Below are 16,483 nucleotides of genomic sequence, written 5' to 3' on the forward strand. Positions count from 1 at the left end.
TTAGTTTCACAAGCATACATAGAACACTAGGGGGATTATTATGAAATCAACATTTTTTGCTCAAAATAGAGAAAGACTAACGAAAACATTACCTGATGAATCCGTTACGATTTTATTTGCGGGACAAGCACCGCATATGTCAGCTGATGCACATTATAAATTTGTACCGAATCGTAATTTTTACTACTTAACGGGAATCGATGAACCAAATGTTATTTTTATGCTGAAAAAGTTTGGGAATAGTGTAGAAGAGACACTTTTCATTGAAAAATCAGATCCAGTAATGGAAAAATGGGTTGGGAAGACAGTTTCTAGCGAAGAAGCAGAGGGAATTTCAGGTATAAAGAAAGTTGTATATTTAGATAGCTTTGAAAAGACAATGTCAAATATACTTTTTACAGAAAATGCGAAGCATCTATATTTAGATATAGAACGTCGTGATTGGAATGGTACGGAGACAAAAACATTAGCATTTGCTAAACATGTAAGAGAAAAATACCCACACGTAACAATTGGTAATGTATATCCGAACATTTGTGAATTACGAGTATTTAAAACAGAGGAAGAAATTGAAATTATTAAAGAAGCGATTGCTGTAACGAAAGATGGTATTTACAATGTGTTAAAAAATGCAAAAGCAGGCATGATGGAGTATGAATTAGAAGCTCAATTTGATTTTACACTGCAATCATCTGGCATTAAGCACCATGCGTTCAATACAATTTTGGCGAGTGGGAAAAATGCTACAGTTCTTCATTATGAAGATAATGATGCACAAATTCAAAATGGTGACTTAGTATTACTAGATTTAGGTGCTCAAAAAGACTACTATAACGCTGATATTAGTTATACATTCCCGGCAAATGGAACATTCTCTAGTCGTCAAAAACAAATTTATAATATTGTATTAAAAGCATTAAAAGAAACAACAGCGCTTATTAAGCCAGGATTAAAGTTCGCTGCATTAAATGAGCATACAAAAAAGGTACTGGCAGAAGAGTGTAAAGCAATTGGTTTAATTCAAGAAGATGAAGAGTTATCAAAATACTATTATCATGGTGTCAGCCATTTCCTTGGTTTAGATACACATGATGTAGGAACATATAAAGATAGAGTGTTAGAAGAAGGTATGGTTATAACAATTGAACCTGGTCTTTATATTGAAGGAGAATCAATTGGAATTCGTATTGAAGATGACATTCTTGTAACGAAAGACGGGTATGAAAACTTGTCAAAAGATATCATTAGGGAAGTTGAAGAAATTGAAGAATTTATGAGTGTAAATAATGAACATGTAAAAGGAAACCAAGCTGTAGTTAAATAATAAAAGAGTCATCACTAATTTATTTGAACTTTATCTCGAACCGTGGACAATTAAAAAATCCATGATTCGGGATAGGGTTCTTTTCTTCGAAATACTAATCTTTAATTATTAATCCTAATAAAGTAGCAAACTGAACAGCTTGATATGTTGATACTTTACATCCTCTTAAATCGTTCACTGAAACTGTAAGTGTATCAAAGGTAGAAGAACTAATATCTATCCCCTTCAGTGATGTCTGATCAAAATTAGCTTCATCAAGACTACATAATTGGAATTCAACTTTTTTAAGTTTACAGTCAAAAAAATCTGCATTATTTAATGAAGTTTCATTGAAGATGATTTTTTCTAGTTTGGAATTTCCAAATGCCGCTAAATTCAAAATTGAATTCTCAAATTTAACATTTCCTAAGCTAGATTCTGTGAAATTTACTCCGATTAATTTACTGTTTTTAAATTCGACTCTGTGAACAGAAGAATTGCTTAAATTAACATTTGATAAATCACAGTTTTCAAAACAAACATCTGTAATATCAATATTGCTAAAGTCTGTATTAGTAAACTTACAGTTTTTTATCACCGCATCATATAATCGCACTCTATCTACAGATTCATTTTCGAAAGTGGAGTCTATAATTTCACACACTTCCAATGTTGGATCTTCTTCATAAAAAATATCTTGAAAATTCTTTGAAGATAACTCTGGTGAAATTTTTGGTCTATCAATTTTCATCGTATATCAATCCTCTTCTATTTGATATATTTGTGTAATTTGAGTCTATTGTCTTCTTGTAAGGAACATTAGTTCTTATTATACAAAAATGTAAGTTCTTTTGTGAAGAGCATTTTAGCTACATTTTTCTTATTTAATAATAGCAGTGTTATTGTTTCTTAAGAAATAACGTCAAAACAAATACGAGAACGGCTAGTATAGTCGCTACAAGGAAAATATTTTGTATTTCTAAAATATTCGCCTCTTGTAATGTCTCCGCTTTTAGTAATCTTCCAATTAGCTTACGTAAGATCTAATTACATCTCCTTATTTTCTTGAAAATCAACTTCTATAATGATTTTGAAAAAGAAAAAGGAGGGATTTTCCATGAAGCGATTTGTATTAACAGCCGTTACAGTCTCTGTAATATTTTTAATTGCTGCCTGTTCTGTGACGACAAATATAACAAATGATCATAAAAATATGAATGATAAAAAAACACTACAGACTGAAACAGCTACAACACCATTGAAAGTTGAAAAAGGACCAGAAGTTACTTTAATAGCGAAAGAAGAAAAGCAAAAATTAAGTAACGGTGTTATTGTTCCAGTCTGGACATTTAATGGCTCATCTCCTGGTTCAGAAATTCGGGTGAAAAAAGGTGAAAAGGTGAAAGTGACATTAAAAAATGAATTATCTGCACCAGTATCTATTCATTGGCATGGATATCCTGTCCCAAATAACATGGATGGAATTCCAGGCGTGACACAAGATGCAGTTGAACTAGGAAAAAGTTTCACTTACGAATTTGAAGCGAACGTACCAGGAACGTACTGGTATCACTCGCATCAAGATTCTGTAAATCAATTAGATAGAGGTTTGTATGGAGCGCTCATTGTAGAAGATACAAAGGAAAAATATGATAAAGATTACACATTAATGTTGGATGAATGGGTTACAGATAAAGAAGAAATGAATAAGCAGTTAAAAGAAATGACAAAAGGGCAAATAGGTAATAAATCTAAAGGTAATGAAAATGGGGAAAAGAATGATGATAAGAACGGCATGGATCATTCTGATATGAACATGGGCAGTGATAAAAAAGACTCTAGTAATATGGAAGGAATGGACCATGGAAATATGAAGATGGAAGGCCATGATATGAGTATGTACGATTTATTCACAATCAATGGAAAAAGCGGTGATTTAGTAGCGCCATTAAAAGTGAATAAGGGAGATAACGTTCGTCTTAGACTCGTCAATGCTGGTTATCTATCACATGATATACATGTTCATGGCCATGATATAAAAGTAATTGCGACAGATGGTCAACCAATAAACGATCCAAAAGTTATAAAGGATAAAGTAATTTCAATCGCACCGGGTGAACGTTATGATATTGAATTTACTGCTAATAATCCTGGGAAATGGTATGTTGAAGACCATTCGAAAAATAAAGGTGCAAAAGGAATGAAAGCTGTTATTGAGTATGATGGCAGCAAAGAGATGAAAGATAAAACAGACGAAAAAGAAAAATTACCGAAAGTAGATATAATGAAATATGGTACTAAAAAATTAGGTAGTTTCACGTTAAATCAAGAGTATACTGCCACATATAATATGGACTTAAATACGCAAATGAATGGAAATGAAATGGTATATACAATTAACGGAAAGGTATTTCCGGATATTGACCCAATTCAAGTGAAAAAGGGTGATTTAGTAAAAGTGAGATTGGTAAATCGTTCTAAAATGGATGATCACCCAATGCATTTACACGGACACTTTTTCCAGGTGTTGAGTAAAGATGGAAAACCGATAGAAGGTTCTCCAATTGTAAAAGATACATTGAACTTAAAACCGGGTGAAGAATATGAAGTAGCCTTTGTAGCAGATAATCCGGGCGATTGGATGTTCCACTGTCATGATTTACACCATGCTTCAGCTGGGATGGTAACAGAAGTAAAATATACAGATTACAAATCGGATTATGTTCCAAACCGAAACATTCCTAATAAGCCAGAGTAATATTAAGCAGTTATCCTATGGATAGCTGCTTATTCATTTTTGTTGCAAGTACTAATGTATGTGTTGATCATGCCCGGATGTAGGTGAGGGAGTATGATCTGGGAATGTCGCGAATACGGCAACGATAATTACTACACTAATTGAAAGTAATGACAAAAAATGCTGTTGGATAAAAGTAGAAAAGTTCTCCGATAATAATTGAATCACACAGGACATAGTAATCGTTATAGTAAGTAAAAGGCTAATGAACAATATACTATGAGCTTGTTGAGCGTTTAACATTTCTGTAATCATTGCTCCCATCATACTTGCCATTAATCCAGAGAACATTCCTTCTAAAGCGGTATATAGGTGAAAACGTAGACCGATTAAAAAGCCGATAAAACCACTAATTGAAATAGCAAGCAAAGTAGAATATAGTAATTCCTCCTTAAAGAGAATGCCTAAGTAAAAACCAATACTTAAACCGATACTCATACTAAAAGACATAATAAATACCATATACTCCATTAGGGTACCCTTACGTTTAGAAATATTGGATGCAATAAGAATTGAGGTACAGCAAAGTGTTAAGGTAGTTAACGTATAAGCAAACATTATGATACCTCCTTGTCCTATCGTTTATTTCATCATATGTTTATATGGAGAGTACTTATGCTTATTAATATCTGCATATTATCTGCACAATTTCATAGATGTAGGCAAAGAGACGTTTGATTTTTTAGGGCGTCTTTTTTAATTATAAGCATGTGAAAGAAATTGTTATATTATGAGTTTCTATTGTGAAGCCATAAAGAATAAGCGTATAATATTATAGGTCTCACATTTGCGAGACAAACCGCGAATGATAAATAAGATTGTTGTTTTATCATCGCTTCTAAACATATAGACAATGAAAGTAACACTGGAATACAGATAGGGAGTTATAAAATGAAATTAATTATTGCCGAGAAACCAGATCAAGGGTTGGCTCTTGTTTCACAGTTTAAATATCGCCGGAAAGATGGATATTTAGAAGTAGAAGCGAATGAGTTATTTCCAAATGGAGCGTACTGTACATGGGCAATTGGTCATTTGACGCAGTTATGTAATCCAGAGCATTATCACGCAGAGTGGAAAAAATGGTCACTTAATACGTTACCGATGATTCCAGAGCGTTTTCAATTTGAAGTAACAAAGTCGAAGTATAAACAGTTTAACGTTGTGAAACAGCTGTTACATAATCCACAGGTAACAGAAATTATTCACGCAGGCGATGCTGGGCGTGAAGGGGAACTGATCGTACGAAATATTATTAATCTTTGTAACGTGCAAAAGCCGATGAAGCGTCTATGGATTTCGTCTTTAACGAAGCAAGCTATTTACCAAGGGTTTAAAAATCTACTTGATGAAGCAGATACAATTAATACGTATTATGAGGCGTATACAAGGTCATGTGCGGACTGGGTCGTTGGTATGAATGCATCACGTGTTTTTAGTATTTTGCTAAAGAAAAAAGGAATGAATGATGTATTTTCTGCTGGTCGTGTCCAGACACCAACGTTAGCATTGATTGTAAAGCGAGAGAAAGAAATTGAAAACTTTAAGTCAGAGCCTTTCTGGGAAGTGTTTGCAACCTTTAATATAGAAGGAAAGAAATATGACGGAAAATGGGAAAAGGATAATGAATCCCGCTTAAAAGACCCTGATATGGCGAATAAAATTGCGGCATTTTGCCAAGGGAAACCGGCTGTTGTGAAGGAAATGAAAACGGAGCGTAAAGAGTTTCAGCCGCCACTTTTATTTAACTTATCATCACTGCAAGCAACGGCAAATAAAGCCTTTAAGTTTTCACCGAAAAAGACGCTTGATATAACGCAAGCACTCTATCAAAAAGGGATTGTTTCTTATCCACGTTCAGATTCTAACTATGTTACACAAGGAGAAGCAGCGACGTTCCCTGATATTTTACAGAAGTTAAGTCAGTTTGATGAATATAAAGGCTTATTACCGGCTCCGGTTGAATCCATTATGAATAACAAGCGTTATGTAAATGAAAAGAAAGTAACAGATCACTACGCAATTATTCCGACAGAGCAAGTTACAAACCCAAGCAGACTATCAGGTGATGAAAAGAAAATATACGATATGATCGTAAGAAGGCTTATTGCAGCTCATTATGAAGTTGCAATCTTTGACTATACAACGATTGTAACGCTTGTAGATGAACGTGCTGAATTCATTTCAAAAGGAAAACAGCAAATTCAAGAAGGTTGGCGTAAAGTTATTTTCCAAGACGATAAAGATGACGAAACCATTCTTCCAATTGTAGCTGAAGGCGAAGAAGGAAAAGTTGTAAAGGTGAAAGTGAAAGAAGGAAAAACACAGCCACCGAAGCGCTATACAGAAGGACAACTTATTACGTTAATGAAAACAGCTGGTAAGTATTTAGAGAATGAAGAGCTGGAGAAAGTATTAAAGAAAACAGAAGGTTTAGGTACGGAAGCGACTCGCGCAGGTATTATTACGATGCTGAAAGACCGTAAGTATATAGATGTAAAGAAAAACCAAGTGTATGCGACTGATAAAGGAAAAGTATTAATTACCGCAATTGGTGATAAAATACTAGCTTCACCGGAAATGACTGCGAAATGGGAACAACGTCTTGCGGAAATTGGTGAAGGTACAGCTTCACCAGCTACATTTATGGAACAGACGAAAAAGCTATCAGCTAAAATTATTGAAGATGCAGTGGAAATGTCTGAGAAGTGGGATTTCACTGGACTACATGTTGAATCGATTGAACGAAAAGGATCGAAATTTACAACGGGTAAAAAGGTTGGTAGCTGTAAAAAATGTGATGGCGATGTAATTGATAAGTCAACGTTTTACGGTTGTTCTAACTATAATACAACGCAATGTGATTTCACCATTTCAAAGAAGATATTAAGTAAAACAATTTCGCAAAAGAATATGACAAAGCTCTTAAAAGGTGAAAAGACGGATTTAATTAAAGGCTTTAAAAAGGGCGAGAAAACGTTTGATGCGAAATTAGAGTGGAAAGATAATAAGATTAACTTTGTATTTGAGAATTAATTTGTTAAAAGAGCATGACATAAAATTGTCATGCTCTTTTGTTTTTCTTTAATATAAAATTTAACGATAAAAAAAAGTCTTTAAATGATATTTTTTTATTGTAAAACAATAAATTTTATATTAAAATCAAAATCATAATAAATGAGTGAAGTACTTTTGTTAAAAGGTAACAATCTTATTATTTTAATTAGAGGAGGTATAACTATGAACAGTAACAATTTAATTGTTAAAAATATGGATAACCCTCATGAGTTGGAGAAGATGTATAGAAAAGATCCGAAAGCTTTTAAAAAATCATTCTCACAAGCATGGGACCAAAATCCTGATTCCCAGGTTCTAGCTGCTTGGTATGAAAGGTTGCATTTCAAGGAGAAGGTAAATAAAGAAAAAACATCTTTGTTTCAAAAAGGTTTCTTATTCATGAGCCTTTTAGCTATTCTGGCCGGCATAAGCACCAGGATCATTTTCCACTTTGTTGAGCAGGAAGCAATTGCTCCAATTAATTTGGCTTTTGGTGTAATTCCCTTTATTGCTGCTTATTTTGTTTACAATAATACTCCGAAAAAAAGTATTATTTATTCCCTTGCAGCGTTGTTCCTAATTTCCGGGTATTATCTTAATACGCTGCCAGTAAATTATAAAGACAGTACCATACTTGCGTATTTACATCTTCCTATATTTTTATGGGTCTTAGTAGGGCTTGCATTTACAGGAAATGAATATTCAAAAGGCAGTACAAGATTAGCCTATATTAAATTTAATTTAGAATATTGTCTTCTCTACGGGAGCATGGCAGTGAGCGGAATGATACTTGCGGTATTCACCATGCGTTTATTTAGCTTTGTTGACTTAGATATAGGAGAATTCTATTTTAGTAATGTTGTTTTATTTGGAGCAGCGGCTCTCGCTATTGTGACTGCATACTTAGTATCAATGAATCTTAAGCTTGCTAAAAATATTACACCATACATATCTAAAATTTTTAGTCCTCTCGTCCTGATTACCTTGCTTATCTATCTTATAACGGTAATTTGGGTCGGGAAAAATCCATTCTTGGATCGCAATTTCCTAATGGCCTTCAACGGAATACTGCTTGGCGTATTGGCTGTTACTATATTTTCTATCGTTGAGAGTGACTCGGACGAGAAAAAGAACATTTCAGATTATATAAATTTTTCCTTAATTGTTCTGGCGCTTATTATTGACACTGTCGCATTGTCAGCCATAGTATTCAGACTTTCTTCTTACGGGATTACACCTAATAGACTTGCTGTTTTAGGTGTAAACATACTGGTCTGGGCAAATTTAATTTGGATTATGTTTTCCTATATGCGTTTCTTGCAAAATAAATCAGGACCAAAAGCTATCCAAGATGCCGTTACGAAGTATTTGCCAATATACGGACTTTGGGCAGCTTTCGTTATATTTACGTTTCCTATCATTTTTAATTAGAAAGGATCTGTTAATGCGGGAGTGGTGAGGGCTAATAATCATTGGGGGATGAACAAAACCCCCAATGATTAAAGTTTCACTTTATTACAATTGGTATTATTACGTTTGTAGTTTCGGTAATTTCATTTGTATTGATAAATAAGAAGTAAGTGTTGTATGTAATCTTTCCATAATAAAAAACGTCCCAAAATGGGACGTTTTTTATTATGCATATTGCCGTTTTTTCTTAATAAGCAACAAAACTTGTGACACACAAGCTAGTACCGGTAACTCAATCAATGGTCCAATAACGAGTGCAAGTGCGATAAGAGGCTCGTCTGGAAAAGCTGTTACAGCGATAGCGAGTGCAACAGGTGAGTTTCTTGCTAACGTTGTTAAGCTTAGACTTACTGTATCTTTGTAAGATAAATGCATGATGCACCCGATAAATTGTCCTAGTAAGAAATTAATGATGAAGAACAATAGAACAGGAACGAGTAATAATAAAACGACATTCATATTTTGCAGTAAATATTTACCTTGTGATGCAAACATCGCTACTATTGCTAAACTTAAAAATACAATTTGAGCAGAGCTGAAAAACGGAATGAGTTTATTCTCGAGAGTTTCAGCTTTTTTCATTTTATTCATAATGAACTTTGTAGCGTGTGCAAGTATAAATGGTAAGACGATTACGATAACAATACTTTCTACTAAAACAGAAATCGCTACAGTTTTCATGACACCAGCAAATAAAAATAAATAAATGGGAAGGAGCAGTACTTGCAAAATTAAATTTACAGGTAAAATTGCAGTAGAAAGTGCTACATTACCTTTCGCTATTTCAGTAAAGATTAAGTACCAATCTGTACATGGAGTAACCATTAACATTATAAATCCAACCCAAAGTGCTGGATGATCGGAAAGAAATAGTGCTCCTAACCCCCAAGCGAGTAAAGGTGTCCATAAGAAGTTAATAGTAAGACTTGTTCCAGCAAATTTTAAATTGCGAAATCCGTTTTTTATTTCTTTTAATGGAATGCTGAGGAATAATCCATATAGCATGAAAAATAAGAAGGGGACAATAAATTTGTCTGAATACGTATGTATCATATTAAATTGTCCGAGTACGATGCCGCATGTAACAGCAAAAAGAATAATAAAAGTTTGAATCTTTTCTATAATGCTCATGAATAAATCCTTTCTATATATGAATTTTCCTCTCAAAGTTTATTATACAAGTAATAAAGATGTATTTGGTGTTCAATTGTATTTTAGTTAATATTTTTAAATTGAGATTTTATTTTTTATTAAAAGTTACTTGACTAAAGTAAGTGACTATATTACAATCACTTACATAAGGTAATTAAATAACAAAAAGCTATGATAGCGTAACTTAAGGTATCTATTGGAACTTTTTCTTAGAATAAGAATTTTTATGATGATGAATAATGAATATGAAAAGAAAGATTAGGTGAAGAAAATGGGACTATTTAGCTCATTATTTGGTAAAAAAGAAGAAAATACGAATGTAGAGGGGAATAAAAAAATGTCAAAAGTATTATTTGTAAAAGCAAACGATCGTCCAGCGGAGCAAGCAGTTAGTTCAAAAATGTATGAAACATTTGTAAGTACTTATAAAGAAGCAAATCCAAATACAGAAATTACGGAATTAGATTTATTTGCATTAGATCTTCCTTATTACGGAAATATCGCGATTTCAGGTGGATATAAACGTAGCCAAGGCATGGAGTTAACAGCTGAAGAAGAGAAGGCAGTTGCTACAGTAGATCAATATTTAAATCAGTTTTTAGAAGCTGATAAGGTTGTATTTGCATTCCCATTATGGAACTTTACAGTACCAGCGCCATTAATCACATATATTTCATACTTATCTCAAGCTGGAAAAACGTTTAAATATACAGCAAATGGCCCAGAAGGTTTAGTTGGTGGTAAAAAAGTAGTTGTGTTAGGTGCTCGTGGTTCAGATTACTCTTCAGAGCAAATGGCTCCTATGGAAATGGCAGTTAATTACGTAACAACGGTACTTGGATTCTGGGGAATTACAAATCCAGAGACAGTTGTAATTGAAGGACACAATCAATATCCAGATCGTTCACAACAAATTGTTGAAGAAGGTCTAGAAAACGTTAAAAAAGTAGCAGCAAAATTTTAATTCATGATAGTAAATGGAAAAACCAACATGGATGACCATGTTGGTTTTTTAGTCTATTTTTCATGTTAAAAAATGTATATTTATAAAATAAAAGAAAAGTTCGAAAATAGTATTGCAAAATATTATATAGCAAACTATAATGAGTTCAAGAATAGTTGATACTTAAATTAAATATTCAGAAAATTCAATTAGTTAAAATTGGAAAATGAGATAAGGAAACTTGAATGGGGGTTATATTATGGCGAATAAAGTACCGTTTTCGTTCATAGTAGTTATTGGATTAATGTTATTTGCACTATTTTTTGGAGCGGGAAATTTAATTTTCCCAGCGATGCTTGGTCAATCAGCAGGAGAGAATGTATGGATTGCTAACGCTGGATTTTTAGTAACTGGTGTTGGATTACCATTACTAGGTGTGCTAGCATTTGGTTTTTCAGGTAAAGATGATTTGCAGTCGTTAGCTAGTCGTGCTCACCCAGTGTTTGGGATTGTGTTTACAACAGTTTTATACTTAGCGATTGGTCCGTTATTTGCAATACCGAGAACAGGAAATGTTTCTTATGAAATTGGTCTTAAACCGTTTATGCCAGAAGGAGTAGGTTCTACACCTTTAATTCTTTTCACAATTATATTCTTTAGTATCACTTGTTTTTTTTCGCTAAATCCCGCGAAAATTGTCGATATTGTTGGAAAAATCTTAACACCAATTAAGTTGACTTTCATCGGTATTTTAGTAATCGTTGCTTTTATACATCCGATTGGAGATATGCAAGCACCAGTGGAAGCTTATACATCACATGCATTCTTTAAAGGATTCCAAGAAGGATACTTAACGATGGATACGCTTGCATCATTCGTATTCGGGATTATCATTATCAATGCTATTAAAGAAAAAGGTGCGAAAACGAAAACACAAATTATGGTCGTTTGTGCAAAAGCGACAATTATTGCAGCATCTATTTTAGCAATTATCTATACAGCACTTTCTTATATGGGTGCTTCAAGTGTTGCAAAGCTTGGACATTTAGAGAACGGCGGAGAAGTATTAGCGAAAGTTTCTAACTACTATTTCGGATCATATGGCGGAGTATTATTAGGATTAATGATTACAGTAGCTTGTTTAACAACTAGTGTGGGACTTGTATCAGCATGTTCTTCATTCTTCCATAAGTTATTCCCAAATGTTCCTTACAAAGCAATTGCAATCACGCTATGTGTATTTAGTGCAATTGTTGCAAATGTAGGATTAACACAGTTAATCGCAGTTTCTGTTCCAGTATTAACAGCAATTTATCCACTAGCAATCGTATTGATTTTCTTAACATTCTTCCATTCATTATTCAAAGGAAGAGCTGAAGTTTATCAAGTGAGCTTAATCGTAACATTTATCATCAGCTTATTCGATGGATTAAGTGCAGCTGGATTTAACATTGAAGTAGTAAGCCAAGTGTTCACTAAATTCCTTCCGATGCAGGAAGTAGGATTAGGCTGGATCTTCCCAGCGATTATCGGTGGATTTATCGGATATGGACTTAGCATTTTAAAAGTGAAAAACCAAGTTCAACCAGCAACTAGAGCGGATAAGAAAATAGGTTAAATAAAAAAAGTTATAGAACTTGTTTCTATAGCTTTTTTTGTTACTATTAATAATGAGAAAAAATAAAGTAGTAGGGGAAATAAAATGAAAAAAACAATTGATCATATCGGAATCGCAGTTCGTGATATAGATAGTACGATACGTTTTTATGAAAATGTGTTACTAGGAACTTTAATAGATCGTTACGTAAGTGAAGCTCCTGGTGTGGAAAGCGAAGTAGCCATTCTTGAAGTGGATGGAGATAGAATTGAATTACTTGCACCGACGAATAATACGACATCTCCAATTGCCCGTTTTATTAAACAAAAAGGTAAAGGTGTTCATCACGTTGCGTATCGTGTCGATGATTTAGATGTGGCTCTAGAAGAGTTAAAAGAACAAGGTATTCGGACATTAGAGCATACACTACGCATTAATAAGCACGGTAGAAGGTTAATTTATCTTAACCCAGCGGATACTGAAGGAACGATTATCGAGTATTGTGATTATCCGGAAGAGAAATAGAAGAGGGATATTTTTTTAAAGGTGTTACGTAATAACGTAATACCTTTTTATTTATGTATTTCACATTTTCTTCACAAATGATTCACGATAACTTTTCTTCTTTGATAACTTACATAAATATATTTTATGATATAATAACAATCGGCTTTAAAAATGTAAGTTGTATCTATCATAATAGTTACTATTATATTGGAAGTTTAGAGGTGGAAGAGAAATAAAGAGTTATACTTTCTAGAAGTTTATATTTAATCAGGTTAATATTTTGCCCAGAATCAAACTTTGGAAGTTAAAGTAATGAAAATAGAGCAATGAGGAAGAAAGAAGTGAAATGAGTGTGAAAGTAATGAAAAGGTTAGGGACATTGTTATTACTTGTGTGTGTGCTTATCATATTGATCCCTCAAAGTGCATCTGCTCATGCGTACGTTGTGAAATCAAACCCTACTGAAAATGAAACATTGAAGAAAGCACCATCTGTTGTAAAAATCGAATTCGATGAGGACATACAAGTTTCACGTTTTAATACATTGTACGTGAGAGATACATCAGGTAAAAGGGTCGATTTAAAAGATGCTCATATTGATAAAAAAAATAAAAAACTATTAGAAGCCGGATTAAAAGAAAACCTCAAAAATGGTCTCTACTCTATTCAGTGGAAAGCTATTTCAGCTGATGGACATCCAATTCAAGGGGTTATTCCATTCTGTATTGGATTAGCGGAAGCGGAAACAGACGATGTACAAGTGGAAGAGATGGGGTATGTTCCGCAAATTGATATGATCATGGAACGTGGAATTTTATATACAAGTTTCTCACTATTTATAGGAGTGCTATTCTTTAATCTTATTATGTATAAAGGGAATGCAACCTCGGTTCGATCAAGGAGTAAGAACATAATATGGATTTCCTTATTAGGGATATTTACTAGCTTGTTATTCAATCTACCACTGCAAGCGAAAATAAATGCTGATGTTTCATGGCTAGAAGCATTCAATCCTTTACTATTAAAAGAAACGTTACAGCTTTCTGTTTTTAGTTATGTTTGGATTACTCAAATGGTTCTCATTAGTTCGCTTATAATCGTTACGTATTTTGCGATGAGGCGTGAGAAACTATCGTCTTTTAAAGTATGGAGTATTCCAATAGTGCTGTTTATTGGAATACTTGTTATGAAAGCATTTAATAGTCACGCATATGGTTTAAAGTTTAAAGATATTGCTGTTGTTATGGATTTTTTACATTTATTCGCAGCTTCATTATGGATTGGTGGTTTATCGTCTATTATTCTTCTGTTACGTAAAGAGGATAACAAATGGAATATGTATTGGGATATGATTAAGCGTTTTTCACCGTGGGCAACATGCGCTGTCATTGTGATTTTAATAACAGGTCTTTTTAACAGTACATTTTTTATTCCAACAATCCACTCGTTATTTGATACGAAGTATGGATTAGCTTTACTAGCAAAGATACTTTTATTCGTTTTCATGGGGATATTGGGAATTATTCATTATGTGAAAGGGAAAATGAGAGCGGAGCAAGGATTAGGTGCTACGGTGAAAGTAGAGTTTATCATTGGAATTATCATTTTCGTCATCGTAGCTTTTATGACAAACGTACAAACACCACCGATGCCTCCTACTGGACCTTTTACAGAGAGTAAACAATTAGATAATGGATATGAAATGACGCTAAATGTAAGTCCTAATAGAGTAGGACAAAATATATTCCATATTACTTTAAAGGATGAGAACGGACAACCCGTTACTGATATGGAACAAATTATATTAACGACTCAATCGTTAGATATGAATATGGGAAAAGGATCATTTAAAGTTTCGGCAGTTTCACCGGGAGAATATGAAGCAGAAGGTATGTATATTAACATGACAGGAAACTGGAATATACAAGTACATGGATTAACGAAATCGCTTGATAGCTTCGATACGGATTATAAATTTATTGTAGGTGGCAGATAAAGTGAAACTTTAAGCAGCCCTCATCAATTGGGCTACCCGGCGAATAGCGGGATAAAGAGTAGGTATAGATAAAAAGGAGCTAATTGAAAATGGAACGTATAAAAAAATTAGGAACAACAATGATCGCAACAGCAATTACAATGGGAATGTTTTCGTTACCTGTTAGTGCGCACGTTACTGTGAAGCCAGCAACTTCTGACATCGGTTCTTGGGAGACTTACACGATAAAAGTACCAGTTGAAAAGAATATAGCAACAACAAAAGTTACACTGAAAATACCGTCTGGTGTGGAATTCCAACAGTATGAACCAGTGCCAGGGTGGAAAATGGAAGAGCAGAAAGATAATGCCGGAAAAGTGAAAACTGTAGTATGGGAAGCAATAGGAGAAGGGATTTTACCCGGTCAGTTCCAGCGATTTACTTTCGTCGCTAAAAATCCGGATAAAGAACAAAAAATAGCTTGGGATGCATATCAACAATATAAAGACGGAGAAATTGTTGAATGGACAGGCGATGAGAAAGCTGAAAAACCGCATTCACTTACTACAATTGCAAAAGGTACGTCATTAACAGGAGAACATGGTGAAGTATCTAATGTAGAAAAGAATGAAGGTACCAGTAATATGCAATTTATAGCGATTGTTTTATCTATTTTGGCAATTGTATCTTCGGTAGGTGCGTGTGTTTTTGTAGTGCGTCGTAAAAAATAAGATATAAAAAAGAGCCTACAAATAGTAGGCTCTTTCTCATATTTATTTCACTTCAACCTGCTGCCTTACAGCAAGTGTTTTCGGCTTTATATTTACAAAACAAATGCTCACAACAATAAATAATAGGCCAATAAATAAGCTCATTGTAATGGCTTCATGTAAGAAGATTGAACTTACAATAATAGCGATAAGAGGAATAAGGAATGTATAAGCCCCTACTTTACTCGCTTCACCAGCTCCAACGAGTGTGAAGTATGCAAGCCACCCCATTGCAATAACAAAGAATGAAATAAAGAGTAGTACACTAACAAATGGCATACTCCAAGCAATACTAGACCAACTTTCAAATTCTGAGCCAAATCCGATTAAACAAAGACCACCGATAAGAAGCTGAATTGTTACCATCCAAATGGCATTCACACGGTGACCAGTCTTCTTAATGAATACTGTGCCAAGTGCCCAGCCAATAGCGCATCCTAACGCGAGAAGGATTCCAATAACAGAAATATGTCCTGTTAAACTGCTTGAGCTAATAACACCTACACCAATAAATCCGAGAACAAGCCCGAAAATTTTCAAGCCGTACATTGATTCTTCAAGCCATATCCACGAGAAAATACCGAGTAAAACTGGTTGTAGAAATACAATGGCGGAAAATAACCCAGCAGGCATATATTGAAGACCAACAGTTTGTAACCCGTAAAATATAATGATGTTAAGTAAAGAAGAAATAACGTATAAATGCCACGTTTCTTTTAAATGTAATTCTTTATATTTGGGTAGAGCGAAAAGGAGTAAAATGAATCCTCCAATTAAAGTTCGAACGCCTGCAAATAAAACGGGTGGTGTATAATGCAGGGCAAACTTAGATAAAGGCCAATTGATTCCCCACATGAAAACGAGAAAGGTAAGGATTATGGCCGTCTTAGTTCGAGAAAGCTGTGTCACGGT

Annotated in this window: 13 protein-coding genes; 9 read left to right on the top strand and 4 right to left on the bottom strand. The window is 34.0% G+C overall.

Annotated features, from left to right (window positions below; genetic code table 11):
* Positions 1-40: 40 nt before the first annotated feature.
* Entirely contained in the window at positions 41-1,324 is a 1,284-nt protein-coding gene (locus MHH55_RS03535) for an aminopeptidase P family protein (protein WP_078187039.1), read from the top strand.
* A gap of 94 nt (positions 1,325-1,418) precedes the next feature.
* Here MHH55_RS03535 and MHH55_RS03540 read toward each other — a convergent pair whose 3' ends face one another.
* Complete coding sequence (locus tag MHH55_RS03540) at positions 1,419-2,054, bottom strand: pentapeptide repeat-containing protein (protein ID WP_000687270.1); 636 nt, start codon at positions 2,052-2,054, stop codon at positions 1,419-1,421.
* A 366-nt stretch (positions 2,055-2,420) separates the two neighbouring features.
* Here MHH55_RS03540 and MHH55_RS03545 point away from each other — a divergent pair, with 366 nt between their 5' ends.
* Positions 2,421-4,061 carry a multicopper oxidase family protein gene (locus tag MHH55_RS03545; protein ID WP_078187038.1) on the top strand — a complete coding sequence of 547 codons (1,641 nt, stop codon included), beginning with the start codon at positions 2,421-2,423 and terminating at the stop codon, positions 4,059-4,061.
* Between the two features lie 51 nt (positions 4,062-4,112).
* Here the strand turns inward: MHH55_RS03545 and MHH55_RS03550 are convergent, their stop codons facing one another.
* A complete protein-coding gene (locus MHH55_RS03550) occupies positions 4,113-4,658 on the bottom strand; it encodes a hypothetical protein (protein ID WP_000458527.1) in 546 nt (181 codons plus the stop codon).
* A gap of 333 nt (positions 4,659-4,991) precedes the next feature.
* Here MHH55_RS03550 and topB point away from each other — a divergent pair, with 333 nt between their 5' ends.
* Complete coding sequence (gene topB, locus MHH55_RS03555) at positions 4,992-7,136, top strand: DNA topoisomerase III (protein WP_000766755.1); 2,145 nt, start codon at positions 4,992-4,994, stop codon at positions 7,134-7,136.
* Between the two features lie 204 nt (positions 7,137-7,340).
* Complete coding sequence (locus tag MHH55_RS03560; protein ID WP_001087661.1) at positions 7,341-8,588, top strand: DUF4153 domain-containing protein; 1,248 nt, start codon at positions 7,341-7,343, stop codon at positions 8,586-8,588.
* Positions 8,589-8,792: 204 nt separating this feature from the next.
* On the opposite strand, the gene MHH55_RS03565 is transcribed toward MHH55_RS03560, so the two are convergent.
* The gene (locus tag MHH55_RS03565) at positions 8,793-9,758 is read right to left on the bottom strand and encodes an arsenic resistance protein (protein ID WP_075677383.1); all 966 of its coding nucleotides are present in this window, start codon (positions 9,756-9,758) and stop codon (positions 8,793-8,795) included.
* 292 nt (positions 9,759-10,050) lie between these two features.
* On the opposite strand from MHH55_RS03565, the gene MHH55_RS03570 reads away from it, so the two are divergent.
* From MHH55_RS03570 to MHH55_RS03590, 5 genes are all read left to right on the top strand, one after another.
* Positions 10,051-10,743, top strand: coding sequence for an FMN-dependent NADH-azoreductase (locus MHH55_RS03570; RefSeq protein ID WP_000522528.1), 693 nt, complete (start codon positions 10,051-10,053; stop codon positions 10,741-10,743).
* Between the two features lie 238 nt (positions 10,744-10,981).
* Positions 10,982-12,340 (top strand): branched-chain amino acid transport system II carrier protein, encoded by a 1,359-nt coding sequence (brnQ, locus tag MHH55_RS03575; protein WP_078186978.1) that lies wholly within the window; start codon positions 10,982-10,984, stop codon positions 12,338-12,340.
* An 84-nt stretch (positions 12,341-12,424) separates the two neighbouring features.
* The gene (locus tag MHH55_RS03580; RefSeq protein ID WP_000750850.1) at positions 12,425-12,844 is read left to right on the top strand and encodes a VOC family protein; all 420 of its coding nucleotides are present in this window, start codon (positions 12,425-12,427) and stop codon (positions 12,842-12,844) included.
* A 328-nt stretch (positions 12,845-13,172) separates the two neighbouring features.
* Complete coding sequence (locus MHH55_RS03585; RefSeq protein WP_065211684.1) at positions 13,173-14,822, top strand: copper resistance CopC/CopD family protein; 1,650 nt, start codon at positions 13,173-13,175, stop codon at positions 14,820-14,822.
* Between the two features lie 89 nt (positions 14,823-14,911).
* Positions 14,912-15,532: a YcnI family copper-binding membrane protein gene (locus MHH55_RS03590; RefSeq protein ID WP_048538801.1), complete on the top strand. Its 621-nt coding sequence runs from the start codon at positions 14,912-14,914 to the stop codon at positions 15,530-15,532.
* A gap of 42 nt (positions 15,533-15,574) precedes the next feature.
* Here MHH55_RS03590 and MHH55_RS03595 read toward each other — a convergent pair whose 3' ends face one another.
* A complete protein-coding gene (locus MHH55_RS03595) occupies positions 15,575-16,480 on the bottom strand; it encodes a DMT family transporter (RefSeq protein ID WP_000192812.1) in 906 nt (301 codons plus the stop codon).
* Positions 16,481-16,483 lie beyond the last annotated feature (3 nt).

Source organism: Bacillus sp. FSL K6-2944 (assembly GCF_038005385.1).
GTDB lineage: Bacteria > Bacillota > Bacilli > Bacillales > Bacillaceae_G > Bacillus_A > Bacillus_A cereus.